The sequence below is a fragment of the Paenibacillus sp. PL91 genome, assembly GCF_012935325.2.
Lineage (GTDB): Bacteria > Bacillota > Bacilli > Paenibacillales > Paenibacillaceae > Pristimantibacillus.
This window is the reverse complement of the sequence record NZ_JABBYG020000007.1, coordinates 100,843-123,469: the sequence shown is the minus strand read 5'-3', so window position 1 is coordinate 123,469 and position 22,627 is coordinate 100,843. Positions and strand designations below refer to the sequence as shown.

Genomic DNA, 22,627 nt, shown 5'->3' with positions numbered 1-22,627 from the left:
GATCGTTGTCATTATTCCACTGACCATTGCGCCCCTAATATGTTGGATATGCTCTGCGTAAATGTGGTGCAAGTGATACATATTGTGCTTTGCAGATAAATGTGTGAACCTTTCTTACGAATGCCTGTTGTTGTACAGCAGCTCTCGGCACTAATCTTGAACGCGCATACAAACCTAATACAATTCAGGAGGCTTTTGACCGTGACAAACAAAACCGCCCATCTCATCTCCCATACCCACTGGGACCGAGAATGGTATATGCCTTACGAATACCACCATACGCTGCTCACTGAGCTAATGAACGATTTGCTCCGCACTTTGGAAGAGGATGACGAATTCCGCAGCTTCCATCTGGACGGACAGACGATCATTATGGAAGACTATCTTCAGATCCATCCCGAGAAAAGAGAAGCGCTGGAGAAATATATTCGCGAGGGACGCATTATTATTGGCCCCTGGTACGTGCTGCAGGACGAGTTTCTGACGAGCTCCGAGGCAAATGTCCGCAACCTATTGATTGGACATCAAGACGCGGCTCATTATGGCGTCATTTCCAAGCTCGGTTATTTCCCCGACTCCTTTGGCAATATGGGACAAGCTCCGCAAATGCTGAAGCAGGCGGATATCGATACCGCCGTATTCGGACGCGGAGTAAAGCCGACCGGCTTCGATAATATGGTTGGGGAATCGGCCAGCGCAAGCTACGAATCGCCTTTTTCGGAAATGCACTGGTCCTCGCCCGACGGCTCGACTGTGCTGGGGCTGCTGTTTGCCAATTGGTACAACAACGGCATGGAGGTTCCCACCGATCCGGATGAAGCGAAAGCGTACTGGACCAAAAGGCTTGAGGACGCCAGTAAATATGCGTCTACGCCAGAGCTTCTATTTATGAATGGCTGCGACCATCAGCCTGTCCAAACGAATTTAACAGAAGGAATCCGCACAGCACGCGAGCTGTTTCCTGATATAAACTTTATCCACTCTAGCTTTGAGCAATATTTAGAGGCGCTAAAAGGGCAGCTTCCCGCGAATTTGACCACGGTCAAAGGAGAGCTGCGCAGTCAGCATACCGATGGATGGAGCACGCTCGTCAATACAGCTTCGGCGCGGGTTTACTTGAAGCAGTTGAATCAGCGCGGACAAACGCTGCTGGAGAAGGGCGCTGAGCCGCTTGCAGCACTTGCTCATCTGGCTGCCGGCCAAGCCTATCCGCATCAGCTGTTGACCTATGCATGGAAGACGCTCATGCAAAATCATCCTCATGACAGCATTTGCGGCTGCAGCGTGGATGAAGTGCATCAGGAAATGGTTACCCGTTTCGATAAGAGCCGGCATACGGCGGAATCCATCATTACCGAAAGCCTAAGTGCTATCGCGGGACAAATTGACACGGATAAGGTTGCAGCATGGGAGAAGGAAAGCATGCCGGTCACGATATTCAACATGACAGGCTGGGAACGCAGCGGTACGGTGAGTGTGGAGATCGTCGTTGCCAAAGCTTATTTCAAGGAAGGGCCAAACCCGGCTGCGATTGCCGAGCGGCTGGAGAAGCTTCCGCTGGATACAGAGCGCGGAGTGCTGCTTGATGATAAGGGCTGTGCTATTGCTGCCAAAGCTGAGGATTTAGGCGTTCATTTTGGTTATGACCTGCCGAAGGATAAATTCCGCCAGCCTTACATGGCACGCAAAATCCGGCTGACCTTCGAAGCAAGCCGAGTTCCGGCGCTTGGCTTCAAAACCTATGCTTGGCCTGCATCCTCCGCTGCCTCCGCGCCAACGCCCGTGACTTCACTGAGCGCCAGTCCAAATGGCATGGAAAATGAATATATCGCCGTAAGCTTTCAAGCGGACGGCTCCATCAATTTAACGGATAAAGCAACTGGGGTGACGTTCGAAGGACTTGGCGTCTATGAGAATTGCGGCGACCTCGGCAATGAGTATGTATTTAGACAGCCTGAAGGTGAACAGCCTCTAACGACAAAAGATATTCCAGCAATGATAACGCTGGTCGAGAATGAAGCGTACCGGATGACGTACGAAATCGTTCATGAATGGGCTATCCCTGCGCGGGCTGACGATACCTTTACCGAAGAAAAGCGTAAAATGGTCCGTTTCCGTGATCGCAAGGCACAACGGGTGGACATTCAGGTGCCGCTGCGTATCGTTACGCGCGTCAGTCTTGAGCATTCCGGAAAAGGACTGCAAATGCAAGCGTCCTTTAATAATCAGGCCAAGGATCATCGCCTCCGGGTCCTGTTTCCAACAGGGCTGAAGTCTGATACACATTTGGCTGACTCCATCTTTGAGGTTGCTGCCCGGGATACGACTCCCGCGAAGGAGTGGATAAATCCAAGCAATGCGCAGCATCAGCAGGCATTTATCAGTGTGTCGGATGGCGAGCACGGCTTAACCGTTGCCAACAAAGGGCTGAACGAATACGAGGTGCTGCGCGAGGAATCAAATACGATTGCCGTAACGCTTCTTCGATCCGTTTCCGAGCTTGGGGATTGGGGCGTATTTCCGACGCCGGAAGCGCAGTGCCTTGGCGAGCAAACGGTTGAGTTCGCCATTTACCCGCATGCCGGGGATGCCATTACGTCTGAAGCCTTTATTGAAGCTTACCAATTCCAAGCGCCTTGGTTCCATCTGCAAACCGGCAATCAACAGGGCTCACTGCCAACCACCTATGCGCCTCTGAATTGGGAAGGCAAAGGGCTCGCGCTGTCTGCCTTTAAAGTATCGCAGCCTAGCGGCGATATAATCGTTCGTTGGTATAACCTTGCCGGGGAGCCGCGCGAGCTGGCATTCGAGGCTGATTTTGGTACAGACCGTATTTATCAAAGCGATATTTTGGAGCGCCGCGAAGAGGCAGCGAGCATGCAGGGCGGACAGGTTCATGAAACGATTGGAACCGCAAAAATAATGACTTATTCCGTTAAATTAAACGAAGCAGGAAATTAAACGAAGCAGGAGGCATCTCTCATGAAATTACCAGATTCCATTACGAACGTCTTAGCAGAAGCGGATCAGCGTCTCGCGCATCATCCCAAGCTGCAAAAGCTATTCAAAAACACCTTTCCAAATACGCTGGAAACGACCATTAAGCTGATGGACGACGGCACTACCTTTGTTATTACAGGTGATATTCCGGCGATGTGGCTGCGGGATTCCACAGAGCAGGTCCGCCATTACATCCCCTACGCCAAGAAGGACGCTGAGCTGCAGCGCATCATCAGCGGCGTGATTCGGCGCCAAATGCTCTACATTAATATCGATCCGTATACGAACGCGTTTAATGAGACGGCAAGCGGCAAGCATTATAACGCTGGCGATCAATCCGACATGACGGCTTGGATGTGGGAGCGCAAATACGAGCTCGACTCCTTGTGTTTCCCGACGCAGCTTGCCTACATGTACTGGCAGGAAACGGGCAAAACCGATATTTTCGACGACGCCTGCTATCAAGCGCTGAATGCAATCGTGCATGTCATCAAAACCGAGCAGCGCCATGAGGAAAAATCGCCCTACCGCTTCGTGCGCCCGGGCTTCAAAGAAACCGAAACGCTGCAAAATGACGGGTTAGGCTTGCCTGTCAACTACACGGGCATGACGTGGTCGGGCTTCCGTCCAAGCGATGATGCCTGCTTATTCGGCTACAACATTCCTTCCAATATGTTTGCCGTCGTTATTCTTGGATATATTCGGGACATTGCAGAGCAAGTGTACGGGGACAAGGAATTGGCGGGAAGAGCGGAGAAGCTTCGTCAGGAGATCGACTTCGGGATTCGAGCTTATGGCATCGTCAACCACCCTGTTTTCGGCAAAATCTACGCTTATGAAACCGACGGATACGGCAATTACTGCCTGATGGATGATGCAGGTACGCCAGGACTGCTGTCTATTCCTTATTTCGGATACGCGCCTGTGGATGATCCTACTTATCAAAATACTCGGCGGTTTGCGCTCAGCAGTGAGAATCCTTTCTACTTTGAAGGCAAGTTTGCCAAGGGCATAGGCAGTCCTCATACGCCGGCCGGCCATGTGTGGCATATGGCGCTGTCGATGCAAGCGCTGACGGCCGATAATGACGAGGAAATCAAAGAGCTTATCGATATGCTTGTCGCTACCGATGCCGATACCGGCTTTATGCACGAAGGCTTTCATCCCGATGATCCAACTATTTTCTCACGCGAATGGTTTGCATGGTCCAACAGCCTGTTCGCCATGTTGATTTGCAAAGCGATGGATAAAGGCATCGTGTAATCGTAACGGGCTCATTCTCACATTAAAAGGGGATGCCTACGAGGTCATTGACCTTGTGGGCATCCCCTTCTCGCATAGCGTCTTACTTCTTCACGATATCCTTTACCGCTTTGTCGAATTTCTCAAGCAGCTGGTCGCTCGTAATTTGCTTGCCGAGGTACTCCTGCATAGCCGCGCCCCATTGCTGCGTGATGCCATCCGGGAAGCGATCCCAGTTCCAGCTTTTCACTTGATCCGGGTTCGCATTCGCGAAGGTTGCGAAGTCGCCGCCGATTTTGCCAACCGCTTCCGGATTCGGCTCGATGGAGGACAAAGCCGGCACAAATTTAAAGTCGGTGGAGATGAATTTTTTGCCCGTTTCCGATGTAACCATCCAGTTCAAGAACGCTTTCGCTTCTTCCACTTGATCGGATTTGCTGTTGACGATCCAGTTGTTCGGCACGCCGGTAAACACGTTTGGTTTGCCTTGAAGCGGCACTGCCATCATCCCCAGGTTAAGCGCCGGGTCGATTTCGTCGATCATGCCTTGAATCCAGTTGCCGTGCTGAATCATGGCATATTTGCCTGCCGCGAATTCCGCTACCTGCGTATTATAGTCCGTCGTCAAAGCGTTGTCTTGGCCGTTAGCGAACATAATGTCCACGAGGCGAATCCACTGCTTCATGATCGGATCATCCTTCAGCTTCACTTTGCCCGCTTTTACATCCTCAATAAACGTTGCCGGATCAGCTTGGTTCGCGAATGCGATGTTGAGCGTATGAATACCCATCGACCACCACTCGGAAGTAAGCGCGAACGGAATGATGCCGGCATCCTTCAGCTTTTTGGCCGCCGCCTCAAGATCCTCAAGCGTTTGCGGAAGGTCAGTGATGCCCGCTTTCGCAAATAGATCCTTATTGTACGTGAAGCCATAAGCTTCAAGGTTCATCGGCATGCCGAGCAGCTTGCCGTCACGCGTAATTTGCGCTTTCGACGCTTCGACCAAATCCTTCGCCCAAGCCTCGCCAGTCAGATCCGTCGCGCGATCCACATAAGGCTCGAAGCCTGCCCAGCCGCTGGAGTTGAAGATTTCCGGCTCTTCGCCAGCCGCAAGCTCTGCTTTGAGCAAAGCGCTGTAATCCTCGCCGCCGCCATGCGTCTCGATTTCAACCTTAACGCCCGTTTCCTTCTCGTACTCAGCTGCCATTTTGCCAAGCGCATCTGCAATCTCTACCTTGAATTGAAACACCTTAATCGTAACGTCCTTCTTAGGCGCTTCCGTAGGATCTGTCTTGGCAGCGTCTGTCGTTTCCTTTGGAGCATTGGTAGCCGCTGCGCCATTATTGTTGTTGCTTCCGCAGCCGCTTGCCAGAACGATGAGCATAATAGCAGCTAGCATAAGTAAAGAAATCTTTTTCATCTTATGACCTCCCGCAAATTTTATATATAATTCTATTTTGTAACGCTTACATCGTCATTATAATTGTGCAACAACATGGCACAACACCGAATATATTGTACTTCTAGGTGTAATATGTTGATAACTTCCATATATTCAAGTTATAAGTTTAACCTTTTACCGATCCGGCCGTAATGCCCTCAATGATATGCTTTTGCAAAAATAAGAAAAACAGAATGATCGGAATCGTACTCAGCGTGAGCGCCGCCATGGCGAGATCCCATTTGCGCAAATATTGGCCGAAAAACTTCTGTACCGCGAGCGGAATCGTCGTCAGATTGTCGTTAATGACCAGCACCGGAAGCAAGTAATCGTTCCAAATCCACAGCACGTTCAAAATGATGACCGTCACCGTAATCGGCTTCAGCAGCGGAAATACAATTCGCCAGAACACCCCGTAAGGCGAGCAGCCGTCCACCACCGCCGCCTCTTCCACCTCAAGCGGAACCGACTTGATGAACCCATGGTACAGAAACATCGATAACGAAATGCCAAAGCCCATATAGCAAATAACGATACCATACAAATGCCCGCGCAGCTCGAACATCGAAGTAATGCGCATAAGCGGCAGCATGACCGACTGGAACGGAATGATCATCGCGGCGATGAGCACCGTCAGCAGCATCTTGTTAAAAGCCGTCGGGCGGCGCACCAAGCGGTAAGCCATCATCGAGCTGATCACGACAAGCATCAATACGCTGATCGAAGTCACCATGAACGAGTTGAGGAATACCGTCGGAAAATCGATGGCTACCCAAGCGCGCTTGAAGTTATCCAGCCCCAGCTTCTCAGGCAAAGACGCGGCATTGAGCAAAATATATTTGAGCTCCTTGAACGAGTTGACGAGCAGAAAGTAGAACGGCGCAAGAAAAACGAGCGCAACCGCGATGCCAACAAGCTCCAGCAGCAAAATAAGAGGCGTATAACGCTGTCTGTTTTCCATTATGCCTCCACCTCCTTCTTCTTCGTGATCCATACCTGTGTCACCGTAATAAGCGCGACGCCGAAGAAGAAAATCATCGCCTTCGCCGTTCCAAGTCCATAGCGGTTGTTGACCAAGCCTTCGCGGTAGACGTTAAGCGCTATTGATTCGGTCGCATTGCCAGGGCCGCCTGCGGTAAGCGACAGGTTAAGATCGAACATTTTGAACGAGTTGGATGTCGTTAGAAACAAGCAGATCGTAATCGCCGGCATGATTAGCGGTACCGTAACCGAGCGCAGCAGCTGCCAAGCCCCTGCACCATCGATTCTCGCAGCCTCAATCAAATCCTTAGGCACGCTGATCATCGCCGCGATATAAATAATCATCATGTAACCTGCCGTTTGCCATACAAATACGATCACGATGCCCCAAAATGCCGTATTCGGCGTGCCAAGCCACTGTAGGTTAAAAAAGCCGATGTCCGTTGCTTCCCCGATTGCCCGAAAGCCCCGTACAAAAATGAAATACCAGATGTAGCCGAGCAGCAAGCCTCCAATTACGTTAGGCAGAAAGAACACCGTCCGCAAAAAGTTTCGGCTCTTCAGGTTGCGCGTCAGCAAAAGCGACAGCAGAAATGCTGCGACGTTGGTGACTACGACTGCGGCTGCCGTAAATTTGGTCGTGAACCAAAAGGCGTTCCAGAAACGTTCATCATCAGTGAAAATTTTCGTAATATTTTTCATGCCGACCCATTTGGCGTTGCCAAGGTCCATCCCATTCCATTCCGTAAATGTGTAGTAAAAGCCCATCACGAACGGTGCGAGTACAATCAGTATAAATGCTATCAGTCCCGGGCCGACAAACACGGTTTGCTGCACCCATTCGTTCCATTTGATTCGTTTGGACATTAGTCTCGTCCCCTTTCTCTTTCCTGTGCCGGAATCGTTCTGCTTGCTATTCACAGTATAAAACCGAGCCCTCCGCCAAACCACAGAGGATCATGATAAGGTAGGTGGACTATATTGACCATCCGTTGCATGATCGGTTACTGTGTATGCAAGAGCAAGATGACCAGAAAGCGGGCGGATGGTGTCCATGAATACAGTAAAGCCATTTAACACAATTCGTAAAAAGCTCATGCTTCTGCTGCTTGCGGCAACGATTTTGCCAATCGCGACCTCGATGATTATTTCCTATAACGCGACGACCAAATCGATCAAAGAGGATGCCATTGCCAAAAATTATCGGCTGCTGTCGCTTGGCAAAACCAACATTATGAACTACACGAACAACATCAACCAAAAGTCGCTCGCCGTCTATAACGCGATGAACGTGCCCCGCTCCTTGTACTATATTTTAGAGCACAGCATGGAGGACGAGGTGTTCCCGAACGATATTACCGACGTCATCCGCAATCGCAATTTGCTGAAGGACCATCTGTACAACATTTATCAAAGCGTAAGCGAATTTCATAAAGTAAGGCTCTATGTCGTAAACCAGAACGCGACCTATCTGCTCTGGAACGACGACATTAAGGTGGGTCAAAATGATGCCGCCGTCCCGCAAACCGCGAAGAAAGCGTACATAGAGCCCTCGCATCAGAGCCATAATTATGGGCTCGTCGATCTCAAATCAGCCGCAACCGAGGAGATGGTGTTTACGCTTCACCGTCCGATCTTCCTAGCGCCAAGCGAGGAGCTGCTGGCCGAGCTCTCCATCGACGTGCGGCTGCAGGTGCTGGAGGATTTGAACCGCCAGCTCTATGACAGCGGGGAGGAAAGCTTCTATATCGCCGACGCGGATGGCCATATCGTGCTATCCTCCAATACGGAAGAGATCGGTACCGAAGCGCGGCAAAGCTGGCTCGGAACGATTTTGCAATCCGGGCAAGACAGCGGGCATTTCGATTGGAAGGCGGAGGCGTTCGACGGCATGATTTTTTATGATCGGATTAAGACGCCGTACATGGACTGGTATTTGATTAAGCAGACGCCATACAAGCATCTCTACAGCGCTGCCGATCGTATCGCCCGCATTAACATCGCAGTCGGAATCGCCTTTTTGGCGGTCGTGGTGCTGGCTACGCTGTTTATATCCATCCGGTTTACGAAGCCGCTGCTCCGTCTAATCGGCTACGTAAACAAAATTGAAACGGGTAATTTGAATGTATCGATCGACATTCACAGCAATGATGAAATCGGTTTGCTCGCTAGGCGTTTCCGTTCGATGATGCAGACGATCAATAACTTGATTTTGACCGAATACCGGCTTGAGATCGCTAATAAGACCAATGAGCTGAAAGCGCTTCAAGCCCAAGTAAATCCGCACTTTTTGTACAATGCGCTGCAGTCGATCGGAACCGTTTCGCTTCAGCATGGCGACACCAAAGCCTACTCGCTTATAACGTCACTTGGCAAAATGATGCGCTACAACATGAACACGATGGACGCTGTCGTGGAGCTCAGGCGGGAGCTTGATTACGTGCAGGCTTATCTTGATTTGCAGAAGCAGCGCTTCGATACGGCCCTGCATATCCAGCTTCACATAGACGAACAGACGAAAGGCATTCTGGTTCCGAAAATGATTTTGCAGCCGCTGCTCGAAAATTTCTTCAAACACGGCTTTGTCCAATCGTTCGAAGAACCTTCGGAGCTGATCATTAGCAGTTTCTTATCCGATGATGGTAAGCGGCTTACCGTCGAGGTGCAGGATAACGGCTGCGGCTTATCGGAGGAGCGGCTGCAGGAGGTGCTGGCGCAAATGAAGAAGGCGCCACCGCTCGGCGGCTCGCAGGACAATGAACAGGATAATGGCGGCATCGGACTGCCTAACGTTCTCTCACGGCTGCGGCTGCACTTTGATCCGTCTGCCGAAATGGAGCTGCGCCATGTGCAGCCGCACGGCTTTTCCGTTACGATTCATATTCCGCTGGTGAAGGAGAATGAAGGATGAAGGCTTTAATCATTGACGATGAGAAGCATGTAAGGGAAGCGATTCGTCTCCTCGTGCCTTGGAAAGACTTTGGCATAGATACGATCCTTGAAGCACAAGATGGCATCGCGGCTACCAGCCTCATTCGCTCGGAACGGCCAGAAATTATTTTTACTGATATGATGATGCCGAACATGGACGGCACGGAGCTGCTGCAATGGGTAGCCGAGCACGCGCCTGCCAGCAAAATCATCGTCATCAGCGGCCATGACGACTTCAGCTTCGTTCGCCATGCGGTCAAATACGGCGGTGTCGATTATATTTTGAAGCCGATTGATGCGGATCAGCTTGTAGGCGCACTAACGAAGGCCGTGAGCAGCTGGATGGCAGAGGAGCAGGAGCGCTGCCGCAAGCGCAGCATGAATATCGAGCTCAATCAGCTTAAGCCTATGTACCTGGAGCAATATTTCTCGGCATTTATTAGCGAGCCTGGCTCCTATCCCGGCTTTGCCGATACGATCAGGCAGGAGCTTGGCATCGCTGCACCTATTGCTCGGGCGCGAATGGCTCTTGTCAGGCTGGAGCTTACCTCCCCTGCCGTTAGAGAGAAGTTCGCCTCCGGAATGGATTTGCTGCTGTTCTCGATGACGAATATTTGCAATGAATTTCTGAAGGCAAAGGAACTGGGCTTTGCGCTTCGCCACTGGGGCCAGGAGCATGAACTGCTGCTTCTCTTCTGGGGTGATGGCGAGCAGGCGCAGGAGCTGATTGCGGAAATAAACGATGCGTTTTTCTTAGCGCTGAAGACGCGGTTCCACATCGGACTCGGACAATCCGCCGCCTTCCCAGCTGCAGCAGCGACTGCTTATCAGCAAGCGAAACAAGCGCTGCTGCGCCGTAATTTGCTGGTTCGCGATAGGTACTGCCATCCGATCACGGCAGCCGGTTCCAGCCACAAAAACACGCTGCTGCTATTCAGCGAGCATGAGGAAAGAGTGCGCTTTGCGGTGCAGGGCGGGAACAAGGACCAAATACGCCGCGCCCTGCAGCCTTGGTTCGATCGGCTCGACCAGGGCGGATATATTTCGCTGGAGCAGCTTATGCTTTGGCGGCAGCAATTCGAGGTCGCTAAGTCTATTTGGGAATACAATAACGAACGCGGCGGTGATGGCAATCAAGAAAGCCGTGCGGAGGAGCAAGCGTCAATTCCTGTGGATGCAAGCGGATTTTTTGATTATGAGCAGTGGAAGCAATCTCTATTGGCAGAGGCCTGCGAGATTGCAAAACGCATTACGGAGCATGACAAGGAGCGAAGCGTCATAGCGGAAATTGCGAAATACATTGAGCAGCATCCGCATGAGGATATTACACTGCAGGACATATCGGAGCGTTTCTTTCTGAGCAGGGAATATATATCGCGCAAATTCAAGCAGGAGACAAACGAAAACCTATCCGATTTTATTGCGGAGGTTCGCATGAAGCGTGCCAAGGAGCTGCTTGCGAACGGGCAATTAAAAATTTCACAGGTCGCCGAGCTTGTCGGCTTTCAGGATGAGAAGTATTTTAGCCGCGTATTTAAAAAACGGACGAATTGCTCGCCCAACGATTACCGCAAGCACCATTACAGCGGGGATATGTAAGATGGAACAGAAAAGAAGCCAAGCTCGGCATGAACGACTGCTGCCATTCGTGCGAAGCTTGGCTTCTCTCTGCGATTAAGAGCCACCTACATGATCGGTGTACCCTTCTTGAGCGTCTTCATATCACTATTGGAGTTATTGAGCGCGGGCAGCATTTTCTCGCCGCTGACCATCGGTTCATGGCAGATCAAGCAAGTAGGCACGTGATCAAAAGCAAAGTTATCGCGCATCCAACTGTTGCACCCTTCCGTCTCACATGTCCATACCTTCGTGTTTTCTTCCGGAATCTCTTCAAGCGGTTTTTTACGATTGTACATGGTCAGCCCCCTTCGCGCTAAAAAAGGAAAAACTGCCTCGAACTTATGAGTAAGGGGCAGTTATCATTTATAAACAGCAGTGTATTGTGAATATTTGCTTCAAACTTGCAATTGATTTCATTGTACCATATTTCGTCCAATAAAGGCAAATCTCAGCCCATGGTTTTGTGCCTTTTTTTTGGAAAATCGCTGTAATAAGCAAATAACTGCTCTACGGGCTTGAAATACAGATGTCCGTCCTCCCAAGGCTGGAAATGCAAGTCCATTCTCGAGTCCGGCCAATGGGCTGGCGTCCCGGAAGTGCTTAATTTGCCGGGCAGCAAAGGTTCCTCCACGACTGCCGGAAATTCCTGATAGCCAAACAGCAAATTTTCGTGCATGGCGATTATTTCGTATTTTGGCCCAAGGAAAGCCCGCTCCTCCTGAAGCTGGAAATGATAATAAATGTAGCTTGCCGCCATTTCCGGCTTCAAATGCGCCACTCTGCCTACCCGTCGCTCCACCGGCTCCTTGCGGAGCCAATGCTCGTAACTAGCCGGCTCGTTAAAATGAAAAACGTCGATCATCGGCACCCACTTCCGGGCTGTCGCCTGACCTGGCCAGATCGCAAGAAAAGCGTCCATTTCCGGCAGCAGCTCCTCCGGCTCGATTAATCGGTCCACGCATTCGCAGTAGGCAAACACGTTGCGCTCCCACTTGAAGCAGCCTGCCGTCATGATCTCGCCTTGCTCCATAAGCTGATGCACGGCTGTTCCCTGCTTCGCCGCTTCTATCGCTTCCTCTTCAAAGCCTTCTTTTATGTGTGCCCGCGCCATTACTCTGAACATAAGTACCTCGCTTCGCTTGGTAGGATGGTTAAGTGTTATTTGGTAACACTTAAATTGTGACAGGTGAATAGGTTATTGGGTATAAAGCAGCTGAAACCCACCATAACCTAAATGAGCTCGGCACATATCGCTATCATAAGGGAGGACAAGCACCGCTTTCAATCGTTATTTTACAAATATACGGGCTGAGCGTCAGATTTTTTTTGTTGTTGGATATTCTAATTAATGAAGTTGTGAAGCTATGCTCAAAATAGAGGAGGATGATTGTTTTGGAAAGCACTAGCGAGTTTGTCGCAAAGGTAAAAGCTACGCAGCATAAGGCTGAGCTTAACAAAAGAAACAGAGGCAATGGTAATCCAGCAGAAAAACTTAGCACTAAACAGCACGGCACCAATAAATAGCAGCGAAAGCAAAAACAGACCCCTAGCGAGCTTCCTGCTAAGGGTCTGTCTCATATAGACTTCAACACTCGAACATTACGGTAATGAGCTAAAGTGCAGTATGGAATGGAACTTTGATAGACATGCATTACTGGGCCACAAAGGGTCTCCTCATACATTCTTATGCCTGCTGATCGTGGCATTACCACTATTTTCTTACCTCGTTCGTTTAAACGGAAAATTCATGAGGGTAATAGTCAATACACGAATCTGCTACAATCGTCAGAGTGCACTGATCGGCGTCGTATTCGACCTGACCGTCTTTGATGTAATACCACGTTTTTAGCGTGGGCTGATCGTCATACTCCTTGAAAACAAACACGTTCAGCTCTTCCTTATGCGACAGCAGCTCCTCGACCTCCGCGCTCCATGGGACGCTGACCGTGAACCTCCAGCCTTCGCCCTGCGGAACGAGCGTATACGGAACATCCTGCTTATTCGAATCAATAAACATTCGCCCGCCAACCGCATGCTTAACAAGAAACGTCTGTTTCATCCCGATATCCTCCTTCAAAGTTTGCGAATGCAAACTTACTTCGAAAGCGTAGACTTTTCGTTTAACTGCACAAACCTACTCCAATAGTGTAGGCTCTACTTTTGCCGATACAAACTTACTCCGACCTCAACTTAAACCGATGCAAACGCCCATCACAGGCTTATGGCAAATCGACGAGCATAAAAAAGGCCGGCTCAATCGCTGTAAAAATAAGCTCGTCCGCAGCTTCAATCTGCGCCGTGTCGCCTGCCGCCAACGTTTCGCCGTGCGTCTGAAGCTGCCCCTCAATCATATATATAAATTGCTTGCGTCCCTGTTCAACTGCGTAGTCAAGCTGCTTTCCCTTCTCTAGCTTGCTCAAATAGATCGTCATGTTTTGGCCAATGGAAGCTCCCTGCTCCAAAGCTTTATCGGATACGACAGGGAGCAGCGCGTTATGCAGCTTATCCACGTCGAACCGGCTTGCCTCATAGGATGGCGCCAAGCCTCGTTCCTTAGGCATGAACCAAAGCTGAAGCAAACGAAGCTCCTCTTCCTCCGATGCGTTAAATTCGGTATGAATAACGCCGGTACCTGCCGACATGCGCTGAACCTCGCCAAACGAGGATACGACCGAGTTGCCTAAATTATCTTCATGTCTAATCAGGCCCGCTAATACGATAGACACAATCTCCATATCGCTGTGCGGGTGAGCGCCAAAGCCTTTTCCCGGAGTTAAATAATCGTCATTGCATACTCGCATGACACTAAAGCCCGTTCGATCCGGATCATAATAGGCACCGAATGAGAAGCTTGGATGGCTGCGCAGCCAGCCGAGATCTGCAAAATGCCGCGTAGCAGCGGGAAATACGTTGATCATTGCGTCTCCTCCAAACAACTATTTATTTACTTACTTATTTATAGCAGTTTTCCGTCAAGCTAGCAAGGCTCTCGAGCGGACAATCACCCAAAGCAACGCAAAAAGAGCAGCCGAATCCCGAGTAGAGAAATAACCTGCTTCTTTTACTATACAGAGTCATCCTTGAGCTCAGTTCCTAACAGGATTAAGCAGCGGCTCGAAGCCATCGATACGGCACTCTACAATATCGCCGTCACGAATAACGACAGCGCCCGGCGTACCTGTCATAATAATATCGCCTGGCAGCAGCGTCATGACCTTCGAATGAAAGGCAACGGCAAAATAAGGCCGGAACTTCATGTTGAATACCTTGTTCCGATGCGCGACCTCGCCGTTAATAGCCGTCTCGACTTGAATGGCTAACGGTTCAGGAAATTCGTCCTTCGTAATCAACTGCGACCCGAAGCTGAAGAAGGTATCAAAACTCTTCGCTCTCGTTAAGTAACGTTGATTTCGGGCATGGATATCGGATGCCGTTACGTCGATCGTCGTCGTATAGCCCGCAATGACATCATATACCTCGGCCTCCGTTATATTTTTGCATGTCTTGCCGATTATGAGCCCTAGCTCAGCTTCCGCCGTAATGGTTCCCGCATCCCCGGGAATACGAATGGTATCAAGCTGTCCGATAAGCGTCGTATCCGGCTTCATGAAGCTAACCGGCTCTTCAGTTGGGTCAACGGCCGCAAGCTCCTCGGCATCCTGCACATAGTTCAGGCCGATTCCCCAAATTTTGCGCGGATGGCGATATAATGGCGCGTATTCCGCCTGCTCATAAGGAATGGCCGCTAAATGACCCAGCTTTTCCTTTCCGCCCCCCTCATACCAGTTGGTGAGAGGCTCCAGCTCGCCAAGACGAATTAACTCAAACATCTCTCTGCTCCAGCTCGTTCCTTCAACTTCATTAATCGTCTCTAATAGAACAAGCCCATTCGCGCTCGGAAGAGCGGCAAGCTCCCTACCATTCACTTTGATGGATGATAACTTCATCGGTTTATGCTCCTTTTCATTCGCTTAACAGAAATATTTGTGCAGACACTCGGTCAGCTACCCACTCCAGCAGCCTCATGTCTTGGTTGCGGCCAGCGATAAAAGAAATGCCAATCGGGCAGCCCTGCTCGCCCGCAATCGGAACCGTCACCTGAGGCAGCCCCGCAAGTCCGGCCACGCAGCTCATTTCGAGCGTTTGCACCCTTCGTCGCTCAACCTCGGAGCCTGTCATATTGAGCGGCGGGGCTATTGCAGGCACAGTCGGCGCAACAAGCACAGTATCCTCGCCAAGCAGCTCCTCCATCCTCATGCGTATCTCTTCTCGAAGAATATAAGCCGCTCCACTTTCCTCCAGCTTAAGCGTGCTTGCCCAAGCAAACCGCTCGGCGATGCCCGGCCCGAAGGAAGGCTTCTCGCGTGTAATCCATTCCTGGTGCTCTCGCCAAATTTCAAGCCCTTGAATCGTGCGAAAAGCGTTCATCCATTCCCGTAATCCGTTCGGAGCAACTACGACAGCCTCCTGCTGATCGGCTAATTCGCGCAAGACCGGAAAATAACGCGACGCAGCGGCGAATGAATGCTCATCGGTTAATGACCATAAATCATCTGCAAATGCCATCCGCGGAAAAGCGCCGTCTTTGCACGCTTGCGAACCCAGCAGCACACGTCCCACATCGAGCAGCGTCTGCGCATCGCGGGCCATCCAGCCCACCGTATCGAAGCTTGGCGCAAGCGGGATAAGCCCGCTCACATCAATAGCTCCATGAGTAGGCCGGATGCCGTAAATGCCGCAGTAAGCGGACGGAACGCGAACCGAGCCACCTGTGTCGGTGCCTATTGCAAAATCAGCCAAGCCAGCCGATACCGCAACCGCCGAGCCGCTTGAGGAGCCTCCAGGAATGCGTCCTATCGCTTTCGGATTCACTGGCGTGCCATAATGCGCATTCTCGCCATTAATGCTGTACATGATCTCATCGGTAATCGTCGTTCCCATAAGCTTAGCGCCGCTGCCAAGCAGCTTATCTACAACTGCTGCGTGTCTGTCTGACGGTTCATGTGTTCGAAGCCAATCCGGATTGCCTGCGCCCGGCGTGTGGCCTGCAATATCGAACACATCCTTAACTGCAAACGTCTTGCCGCTCAAGCTGCCTTCGCTCAGAGGCAGAGCAACCACCTGCTCATTCGCATATGCGTTCCAGTTACGCTTCATCTATATCTCTGCCTCCACATCGCTCATCATCGCTCTACCAACCTATAGCCGCGCCATCGCTGCGCGGGTCCGAGCCGCCTTGCAGGAAGCCCTGCTCGTCACGCATAATCGCATGGGCATGCCCCATAATGCCGTCAAAATCATTCACCTTCCGCACGATATGGCCTGCTAGCGCCAGAGACTCCAATACCTCGGCGGAGACGCGTCCTTCTATTTTCAGCTCCTGTGTAGCCTCTCCCCATGTTCGGCCCCATACCCACCTAGGCTCGTTAATCGCTTGCTGCGGGTTCATGCCGTAATCAATCATTCGCGTAAAAATCGCCGTCTGTGTTTGCGGCTGCCCTTCCCCGCCTTGCGTGCCATATAGCACTGCAGGCTTGCCATCTCGGCAAGCCATTGCCGGCATAAGCGTGTGGAACGTTCTTTTGGCTGGTTTCAAACTGTTCACATGCCCCGGGTCCAGCGAGAAGAACGAGCCGCGATTTTGCAATAAAACACCCGTATTGCCTGCTACGACACCAGATCCAAACTCGAAATACAAGCTTTGGATAAAGGAGACCGAATTCCCCTCCTCGTCCACGACGGCTGCATAAGCAGTGTCGCTGCCAAGCACCTCTGATTTTTCCGTTGAAGCACGGTTTAATTCAATAGAAGCAGCTAAGCTTGCTGCATAGCTTTTGTCCAGCAGCCGCTCAAGCGGCACCTTCGTAAAGGCTGGATCGGTTAGATATTTATTCCGGTCACGGAAGCTCAGCTTAAGCGCCTCAATGCAAAGCTGATAATAGTCATGCGAGCCATGCGCGATTTCGCCCAGCTTGAACTGCTCCAATATATGAAGCGCCATAATGCCGGAGAAGCCCTGCGAGTTCGGCGGCATTTGATGAAGCGTGTAGCCTCGGTATGACCCCTCGATCGGCGTTACCCAATCACCATGGTGATCGGCAAAATCATCTGCTGTCAGGAGTCCATCATGCTTCCCAAGGAAATTCGTAATCTCCTTCGCGGTCTCGCCTTTATAAAATTCATCGCGTCCAAACTCGGCTAAGCGGCGCAGCGTCTTTGCAAGGGCGTCCTGCTTGAAGCGCTCCCCCGTCTTAACCGGTTGGCCCCCAGGCAAGTAAATATCCGCCGTCTCAAGCGTCCTCGCAAGCACAGCTTCGTTATGAACGGTATTGTTATATTGATCCTTCGTCATCGGAAAACCGTTCTCGGCATATTCAATCGCGGGAGCAAGCACCTTCGCCCACTCCAAGCGACCGTACTCGCGGTGAACCGCATCCCAGCCGTCTACCATTCCGGGCACCGTTACGATGCTGCCAATGCCTCGATTCGGAATCGCCGCCACCCCTGCATATGCGCTGATGCTCGCGTTATAGCCTGATCTGCCGCTTGCGTTATAACCGCGCACCTTGCCTTCCGTATGCTGGTAGCTCAGCCAAAAAGAATCTCCTCCGAGACTCGTCATATGCGGGTAAACGACTGCAAGGCATGCACTGACAGCGACAGCGGCGTCAAACGCATTGCCGCCCTGCTCTAAAATACGAGCGCCAGCCGCAGTAGCTAGATAATGTGGACTTACGACCATTGCTTTTGTACCGATTACGGACTGATTCACAGCTACCACTCCCAAAAATAATTTCCTATTGAATGGATCTCGCAATACGATTATTTATTATGATAGATAATATAACATCGTTTATGATTTTAAAATACCATCTTAATAGATGATAGGCAACTAAAATGTAATCACTTTTAATATATTGTATTGAAAACGAATGAACTTGTGTATATATTTATACATATGGTAATTGAATGGTGATATTACAAGACATATTGAAATGTAACCAAATGAAATTGGAGCTGATATAAATATGCAAACGAAACCAGTCGATGAAACCACTACGATGGAAATCGATGATATTGATCGTAAAATCATAGCTGAACTCAACATTAACGGAAGAATATCTTACACAGACCTCGCAAAAGAGATCGGTTTGTCGCGAGTAGCCGTTCAGTCCCGCATTAATGCGCTGATGGATGGCGGCGTAATCGAACGATTTACAGCCGTTATTAACCCAGAGCGAATCGGCATTCACGTTTCGGCCTTTTTTAACGTTGAGGTTGAGCCGAAGCATCTGCATGCCGTTGCCGATCAGCTTTCAACTGAACCATTTGTAACGAGCCTTTACCATATGACCGGTCCGAGCAAATTACATATGCACGGTCTATTCCGCAACAATCAGGAGATGGAGCATTTTCTAAAGGATAAGCTGTACACGCTGCCCGGCATTATGAGCGTAGACTGTCAGGTCCTCATTAATCGTTATAAGAGCCGTATGGGAATGAGGTTGTAACGGATGGCGAGCAAAATAATGAGCAACCGTTATATGCAGCTATCGTGGGCTATGATGAAAACAGGCATTATCGGCTACGGCGGCGGTCCGTCTGTTATTCCGCTTATTCGCTACGAGGCGGTTACGAATTACAAATGGATCGAAGATGAGGAATTTGGTGAAATTCTTGCTCTTGCCAATGCTTTGCCTGGACCTATCGCAACGAAGATCGCCGCTTATCTTGGCTATCGCGAAAAAGGGACTTTAGGCGCCATCGTATCCGTTCTGGCTCACATTGTCCCGTCAGGTATAGCGATGATATTGCTATTAACGACCGTTCAATTTCTAAGCAGCGCCGCCTTCATTCAGGGCATGATCGGCGCAGTCACACCTGTTATCGCCGTCATGCTTGGCATGATGGCCTATGAATTCGGTGAACGGGCCGTCAAAGGGCTCGGCAAATATGTCGGTTTCGGTTTCTTTGCTTTGGCATTCGGACTTCTGCAGGGTATTCATATTCATCCCGCTATCGTTATCGTATTATTTCTTGGTTATGGCGCCTTTCATCTAAGAACGGTCGCTGCCCTTCAGCGAAGAAAACAACAGAAGCAGCAGCGCAGCGCACGGCAGAAGGAGGGTGTAACGCGTGGAATGGATTAATTTAGTCATTGGTTTCTTTATAGCTAACGTCCTTGGCTACGGCGGCGGCCCCGCATCCATCCCGCTCATGTACCGGGAAATCGTGACCAACCATGAGTGGACGACGCCGGTCGAGTTCTCGAACATACTCGCCCTAGGCAACGCACTCCCAGGCCCAATCGCAACAAAGATCGCCGCATTTGTCGGCTACGATGTTGGCGGCTGGATCGGCTCTATTATCGCCTTGGCGGCAACCATCGTACCCTCAGCCGTAGCGCTTATTCTACTGCTCAAGGTGCTTCAGAAGCATCGCCAATCATCCGTCGTAAAAGGGATGACCCTGCTCGTACAGCCCGTCATCGCCATGATGATGCTGCTGCTGACTTGGCAAATGGCTCAGAGCTCCGTCGAATCTATCGGCATTATTCAATCGCTTATCATTGCTGCCGTTGCCTTCTGGGCGATGCAATTCCGCAAGATCCACCCAGCCATTGTCATTGTGATCGCATTCGCTTATGGCGGACTTGTGATTCCTCATTTGAATGTGCTGTAATTTATGAGCAAACAGGACAGTACTGCCCGTTAAGTTTCTTTGCGGGAAGGACTGTCCTATTTATTGCCGATCCACTATTACGGCGTTGTCGTTAACAAAATTCCTTTTTGGGCCAATACTTGCTTTTCCTCAAATATCCCAAAGCTCAAATTCGCACTAATATTTTCATTATCTGATGCTGACTTCTTAAGAATCACTTTTTTCCTGATATGCTTATACGCAAGTAAGCCGTATTTTGAAAAAGATGAATGTTCGAACCTCAAAACAAGCTTTAGAAAAAATAAAATCAATATAAATAGAAGAAGCAACGTTATAGATTCTTGGACGGATATTGTTCTTTATGTTTTGAAGGAGTCTGATCGTTTCAAAAACAATTTCATATTAGAAGTACATACAAAACGTAAGGTTTTATGAGGAATTTTCCCCGCTGATGTGAAAACAAAAACTACTTGATTTACTCCAAAATATTTCAAGTAAAGCATAAAAAAAACAGCAGCCCAGGAATCGCCCCAAGACTACTGTTTTTCTCATCCCTATACCCGTCCGCGTATCCCATCCATATAAGCCTTTGATTGCGCCATCTGATGTTCTTTCGCTTCCTCCATAATGATGTGCACATGCGGCTTGTATTGATTAAGTAGCTTCATATACAGCTCATAATTCATCTGTCCGAGGCCGGCCGTTACGGTCGCCAATTCGCCGCTATCCAGCAGGATGCGATCCTTAGCATGAGCCGCAATAATGCGGTTGCCCAGCAGCTCGAACGCTTCTTCGATCACTTGATCCTGCTTCGCAAAATTAGCAGCCGTCAGCAGGTTGCCGGGATCAATTACGACACCAATATTAGAGGATGGAACCTCCTCCAGCATTCGAGCAAGCTCGGGAGCCGTTCCAATCAAGTGGCCGTGGGCCGCTTCAAGCCCGACAAAGACGCCCCACTTCTCGGCTTCCTCGACCAGCTCTTCAAGCGTCGATTTCATAATTGACCAGTCGCGGTCAGTGTAATTCCCGTCCTCATTTCGTCCGGTCTCCGCAGCTACCATTGGCGCTCCAAAAAATTTTGCATAGCGCAGCAGCTCCTTGAAGCGATTCACGTTAGCACGGCGAACCTCCTCGTTGCGATCGAACAAATGCACGTAGCAGCCAAGCACCGAGATCGCTACGCCGTTCTTATCGAATTGCTCGCCGATTGCATTCGCAAGGCCCGGACTTATATTGCCGGGCTTGCTGAAATCAACATCGCTAATCGATTTCCATAAAGCAAGCTGCACATGGCTGAAGCCGCTCTCCGCTACTTTTGGAGCAAGCTCCCTGTAGGGCAGGCTTCCGAATAAATGAGCTAATACACCGACTGACATCTGATCGTCCCCTTTTATACGCTGCCTTTAAGTGCAACCTCCACCTTCGGAGTGTACACTCTCTTGGCTAGATAGGATTGTGCAATCATGAACAAGCCGCCAGTTACCCAATATAGCGAGATAGCGGCAGGCGCTGACAATGCGAAAACGCCCATTAAAATCGGAGATAGATAGCCCATGAACGCAAGCTGCTTCATTTGAGCATCATTTGCGTTCGGCTGCGCTGTCTGCGACACTTTGAACTGTACAAAATAAACGAGCGCCGCGATAATCGGAAGCACAATATCAGGCGAGCCCAGCTTAAACCAGAGGAAGGAATGATCCGCCAGCTCGGGCGTCAGCTTGATCGCTGAATAGAGTCCCATCAGTATCGGCATTTGAATGAGCATCGGCAAGCAGCCGATAGCAAGCGGATTAACCTGATGCTTCTGGTACAGCTGCATCGTTTCCTGCTGCAGCTTCTGCTTGGAATCGGCATCCGTTTTGTTCTTGTACTTCTCTTTGAGCTGGTTAAGCTCTGGCTGAAGCGCCGCCATCTTCGTTTTCATTTGATTTTGCGAGCGATATTGGCGCATCATGAGCGGCAGAAGAACAAGCCTGATAATAAGCGTAATGCCGATAATCGCAAAACCGTAATTGCCGCCGAACATATCGGCGAGATATTGGAGAACAGCCGACAGCGGATAAATCACGTAGTGGTTAAATATCCCCGGCGTATTGCCGTCAATCGTTCCGCTAGCCGTACTGCAGCCGCTCACCAGAAGTAAAACTGCCAGCATCATGCCGGCCAAAAACAGACGTCCATTTTTTAATGAAGGGAATACATTGCTCTTTTGCATAAAAATCCTCCTCGTTTGTTTGAAAGTTTCTGAGCAAACGAGGCGGAGCAATCTGCTATGTCGTCATCGGGTGATTCCTTCCGCTTCACCTTTCTGGCTAACCAATGATGCAGCGGAACCGTATGAATCAGAACCTGTGGCAGTGAAATATATAATATATTGATCACTTGATCCCGTTCCCAATACTCATAAGCTCCCGTATGCAAATGTGAAGCGTAAGCATAAGCCAAGGAACAAAGCAGACTGATCGAAATCAAATACGGTATGACGTCATGCAGCTCTAGCTCAAACAATGTATTCACCTCCCTTCCTTATTCGTATCTTCCATTACGGCTTATGAAGGGCACCGTTTCGCCCTGAAGCTGCATTCATCTAAATAGATTTCATTCTATCTGGATATTATAACAGTAATTCTCATGCTAGTACGAATTCCCAAATTACAAAAATGTTACGAATCGCTTCTTATTGGTTATTTACAAAGGATAGCGAACACCCTATACTTTCTAATGTTGCAGTCACCCGAAGACAATAAA

The 22,627-nt window shown here is 50.0% G+C and carries 21 protein-coding genes; 8 read left to right on the top strand and 13 right to left on the bottom strand.

Annotation, left to right across the window (positions count from 1 at the left end; translation table 11 throughout):
• Positions 1 to 201: 201 nt before the first annotated feature.
• Positions 202 to 2,961: an alpha-mannosidase gene (locus tag HI950_RS17555; protein ID WP_317618394.1), complete on the top strand. Its 2,760-nt coding sequence runs from the start codon at positions 202 to 204 to the stop codon at positions 2,959 to 2,961.
• 21 nt (positions 2,962 to 2,982) lie between these two features.
• Positions 2,983 to 4,263, top strand: a complete 1,281-nt coding sequence (locus HI950_RS17550) for a glycoside hydrolase family 125 protein (protein ID WP_169084312.1) — start codon at positions 2,983 to 2,985, stop codon at positions 4,261 to 4,263.
• A gap of 82 nt (positions 4,264 to 4,345) precedes the next feature.
• Here the strand turns inward: HI950_RS17550 and HI950_RS17545 are convergent, their stop codons facing one another.
• From HI950_RS17545 to HI950_RS17535, 3 genes are all read right to left on the bottom strand, one after another.
• Positions 4,346 to 5,662 carry an ABC transporter substrate-binding protein gene (locus HI950_RS17545; protein ID WP_169084310.1) on the bottom strand — a complete coding sequence of 439 codons (1,317 nt, stop codon included), beginning with the start codon at positions 5,660 to 5,662 and terminating at the stop codon, positions 4,346 to 4,348.
• Between the two features lie 148 nt (positions 5,663 to 5,810).
• Positions 5,811 to 6,644, bottom strand: a complete 834-nt coding sequence (locus HI950_RS17540; protein ID WP_169084308.1) for a carbohydrate ABC transporter permease — start codon at positions 6,642 to 6,644, stop codon at positions 5,811 to 5,813.
• Complete coding sequence (locus tag HI950_RS17535) at positions 6,644 to 7,531, bottom strand: carbohydrate ABC transporter permease (protein ID WP_169084306.1); 888 nt, start codon at positions 7,529 to 7,531, stop codon at positions 6,644 to 6,646. The genes HI950_RS17540 and HI950_RS17535 overlap by 1 nt, the downstream gene beginning before the upstream one ends.
• 187 nt (positions 7,532 to 7,718) lie before the next feature.
• On the opposite strand from HI950_RS17535, the gene HI950_RS17530 reads away from it, so the two are divergent.
• On the top strand, positions 7,719 to 9,575 hold the full coding sequence (locus HI950_RS17530) for a sensor histidine kinase (protein WP_169084304.1): 1,857 nt from the start codon (positions 7,719 to 7,721) through the stop codon (positions 9,573 to 9,575).
• Positions 9,572 to 11,194 (top strand): response regulator transcription factor, encoded by a 1,623-nt coding sequence (locus HI950_RS17525; RefSeq protein ID WP_169084302.1) that lies wholly within the window; start codon positions 9,572 to 9,574, stop codon positions 11,192 to 11,194. The genes HI950_RS17530 and HI950_RS17525 overlap by 4 nt, the downstream gene beginning before the upstream one ends.
• An 86-nt stretch (positions 11,195 to 11,280) precedes the next feature.
• Here HI950_RS17525 and HI950_RS17520 read toward each other — a convergent pair whose 3' ends face one another.
• The gene (locus HI950_RS17520; protein ID WP_053373644.1) at positions 11,281 to 11,511 is read right to left on the bottom strand and encodes a cold-shock protein; all 231 of its coding nucleotides are present in this window, start codon (positions 11,509 to 11,511) and stop codon (positions 11,281 to 11,283) included.
• 152 nt (positions 11,512 to 11,663) lie between these two features.
• A complete protein-coding gene (locus HI950_RS17515; RefSeq protein WP_169084300.1) occupies positions 11,664 to 12,338 on the bottom strand; it encodes a hypothetical protein in 675 nt (224 codons plus the stop codon).
• Positions 12,339 to 12,607: 269 nt separating this feature from the next.
• Here HI950_RS17515 and HI950_RS17510 point away from each other — a divergent pair, with 269 nt between their 5' ends.
• A complete protein-coding gene (locus HI950_RS17510; RefSeq protein WP_169084298.1) occupies positions 12,608 to 12,739 on the top strand; it encodes a DUF4023 domain-containing protein in 132 nt (43 codons plus the stop codon).
• A 208-nt stretch (positions 12,740 to 12,947) separates the two neighbouring features.
• On the opposite strand, the gene HI950_RS17505 is transcribed toward HI950_RS17510, so the two are convergent.
• The 5 genes from HI950_RS17505 to ggt form a co-directional block, all read right to left on the bottom strand.
• Positions 12,948 to 13,274, bottom strand: coding sequence for a hypothetical protein (locus tag HI950_RS17505; RefSeq protein WP_169084296.1), 327 nt, complete (start codon positions 13,272 to 13,274; stop codon positions 12,948 to 12,950).
• Between the two features lie 160 nt (positions 13,275 to 13,434).
• On the bottom strand, positions 13,435 to 14,133 hold the full coding sequence (locus HI950_RS17500; RefSeq protein ID WP_169084294.1) for a pirin family protein: 699 nt from the start codon (positions 14,131 to 14,133) through the stop codon (positions 13,435 to 13,437).
• 168 nt (positions 14,134 to 14,301) lie between these two features.
• Positions 14,302 to 15,162 (bottom strand): fumarylacetoacetate hydrolase family protein, encoded by an 861-nt coding sequence (locus HI950_RS17495; RefSeq protein ID WP_169084292.1) that lies wholly within the window; start codon positions 15,160 to 15,162, stop codon positions 14,302 to 14,304.
• Between the two features lie 16 nt (positions 15,163 to 15,178).
• Positions 15,179 to 16,372 carry an amidase gene (locus tag HI950_RS17490; protein WP_169084290.1) on the bottom strand — a complete coding sequence of 398 codons (1,194 nt, stop codon included), beginning with the start codon at positions 16,370 to 16,372 and terminating at the stop codon, positions 15,179 to 15,181.
• Between the two features lie 34 nt (positions 16,373 to 16,406).
• The gene (ggt, locus tag HI950_RS17485) at positions 16,407 to 17,987 is read right to left on the bottom strand and encodes a gamma-glutamyltransferase (protein WP_169084288.1); all 1,581 of its coding nucleotides are present in this window, start codon (positions 17,985 to 17,987) and stop codon (positions 16,407 to 16,409) included.
• A gap of 256 nt (positions 17,988 to 18,243) precedes the next feature.
• On the opposite strand from ggt, the gene chrS reads away from it, so the two are divergent.
• Genes chrS through chrA form a run of 3 tightly spaced genes read left to right on the top strand, consistent with a single transcriptional unit; the run spans position 18,244 to position 19,897 of the window.
• Positions 18,244 to 18,726, top strand: coding sequence for a chromate efflux transcriptional regulator ChrS (gene chrS / locus HI950_RS17480; protein ID WP_169084286.1), 483 nt, complete (start codon positions 18,244 to 18,246; stop codon positions 18,724 to 18,726).
• Between the two features lie 3 nt (positions 18,727 to 18,729).
• Positions 18,730 to 19,365: a chromate efflux transporter ChrB gene (gene chrB, locus HI950_RS17475; protein ID WP_223285345.1), complete on the top strand. Its 636-nt coding sequence runs from the start codon at positions 18,730 to 18,732 to the stop codon at positions 19,363 to 19,365.
• Positions 19,352 to 19,897 carry a chromate efflux transporter ChrA gene (gene chrA, locus HI950_RS17470; RefSeq protein WP_169084283.1) on the top strand — a complete coding sequence of 182 codons (546 nt, stop codon included), beginning with the start codon at positions 19,352 to 19,354 and terminating at the stop codon, positions 19,895 to 19,897. Before chrB ends, chrA begins: the two co-directional genes overlap by 14 nt.
• A gap of 533 nt (positions 19,898 to 20,430) precedes the next feature.
• Here chrA and HI950_RS17465 read toward each other — a convergent pair.
• From HI950_RS17465 to HI950_RS17455, 3 genes are read right to left on the bottom strand one after another with little or no spacing between them, the layout of a single operon-like run.
• Positions 20,431 to 21,255 carry a sugar phosphate isomerase/epimerase family protein gene (locus HI950_RS17465; RefSeq protein WP_169084281.1) on the bottom strand — a complete coding sequence of 275 codons (825 nt, stop codon included), beginning with the start codon at positions 21,253 to 21,255 and terminating at the stop codon, positions 20,431 to 20,433.
• A gap of 14 nt (positions 21,256 to 21,269) precedes the next feature.
• Entirely contained in the window at positions 21,270 to 22,094 is an 825-nt protein-coding gene (gene yidC, locus HI950_RS17460) for a membrane protein insertase YidC (RefSeq protein ID WP_169084279.1), read from the bottom strand.
• Positions 22,064 to 22,387 carry a hypothetical protein gene (locus HI950_RS17455; protein WP_169084277.1) on the bottom strand — a complete coding sequence of 108 codons (324 nt, stop codon included), beginning with the start codon at positions 22,385 to 22,387 and terminating at the stop codon, positions 22,064 to 22,066. The genes yidC and HI950_RS17455 overlap by 31 nt, the downstream gene beginning before the upstream one ends.
• Positions 22,388 to 22,627 lie beyond the last annotated feature (240 nt).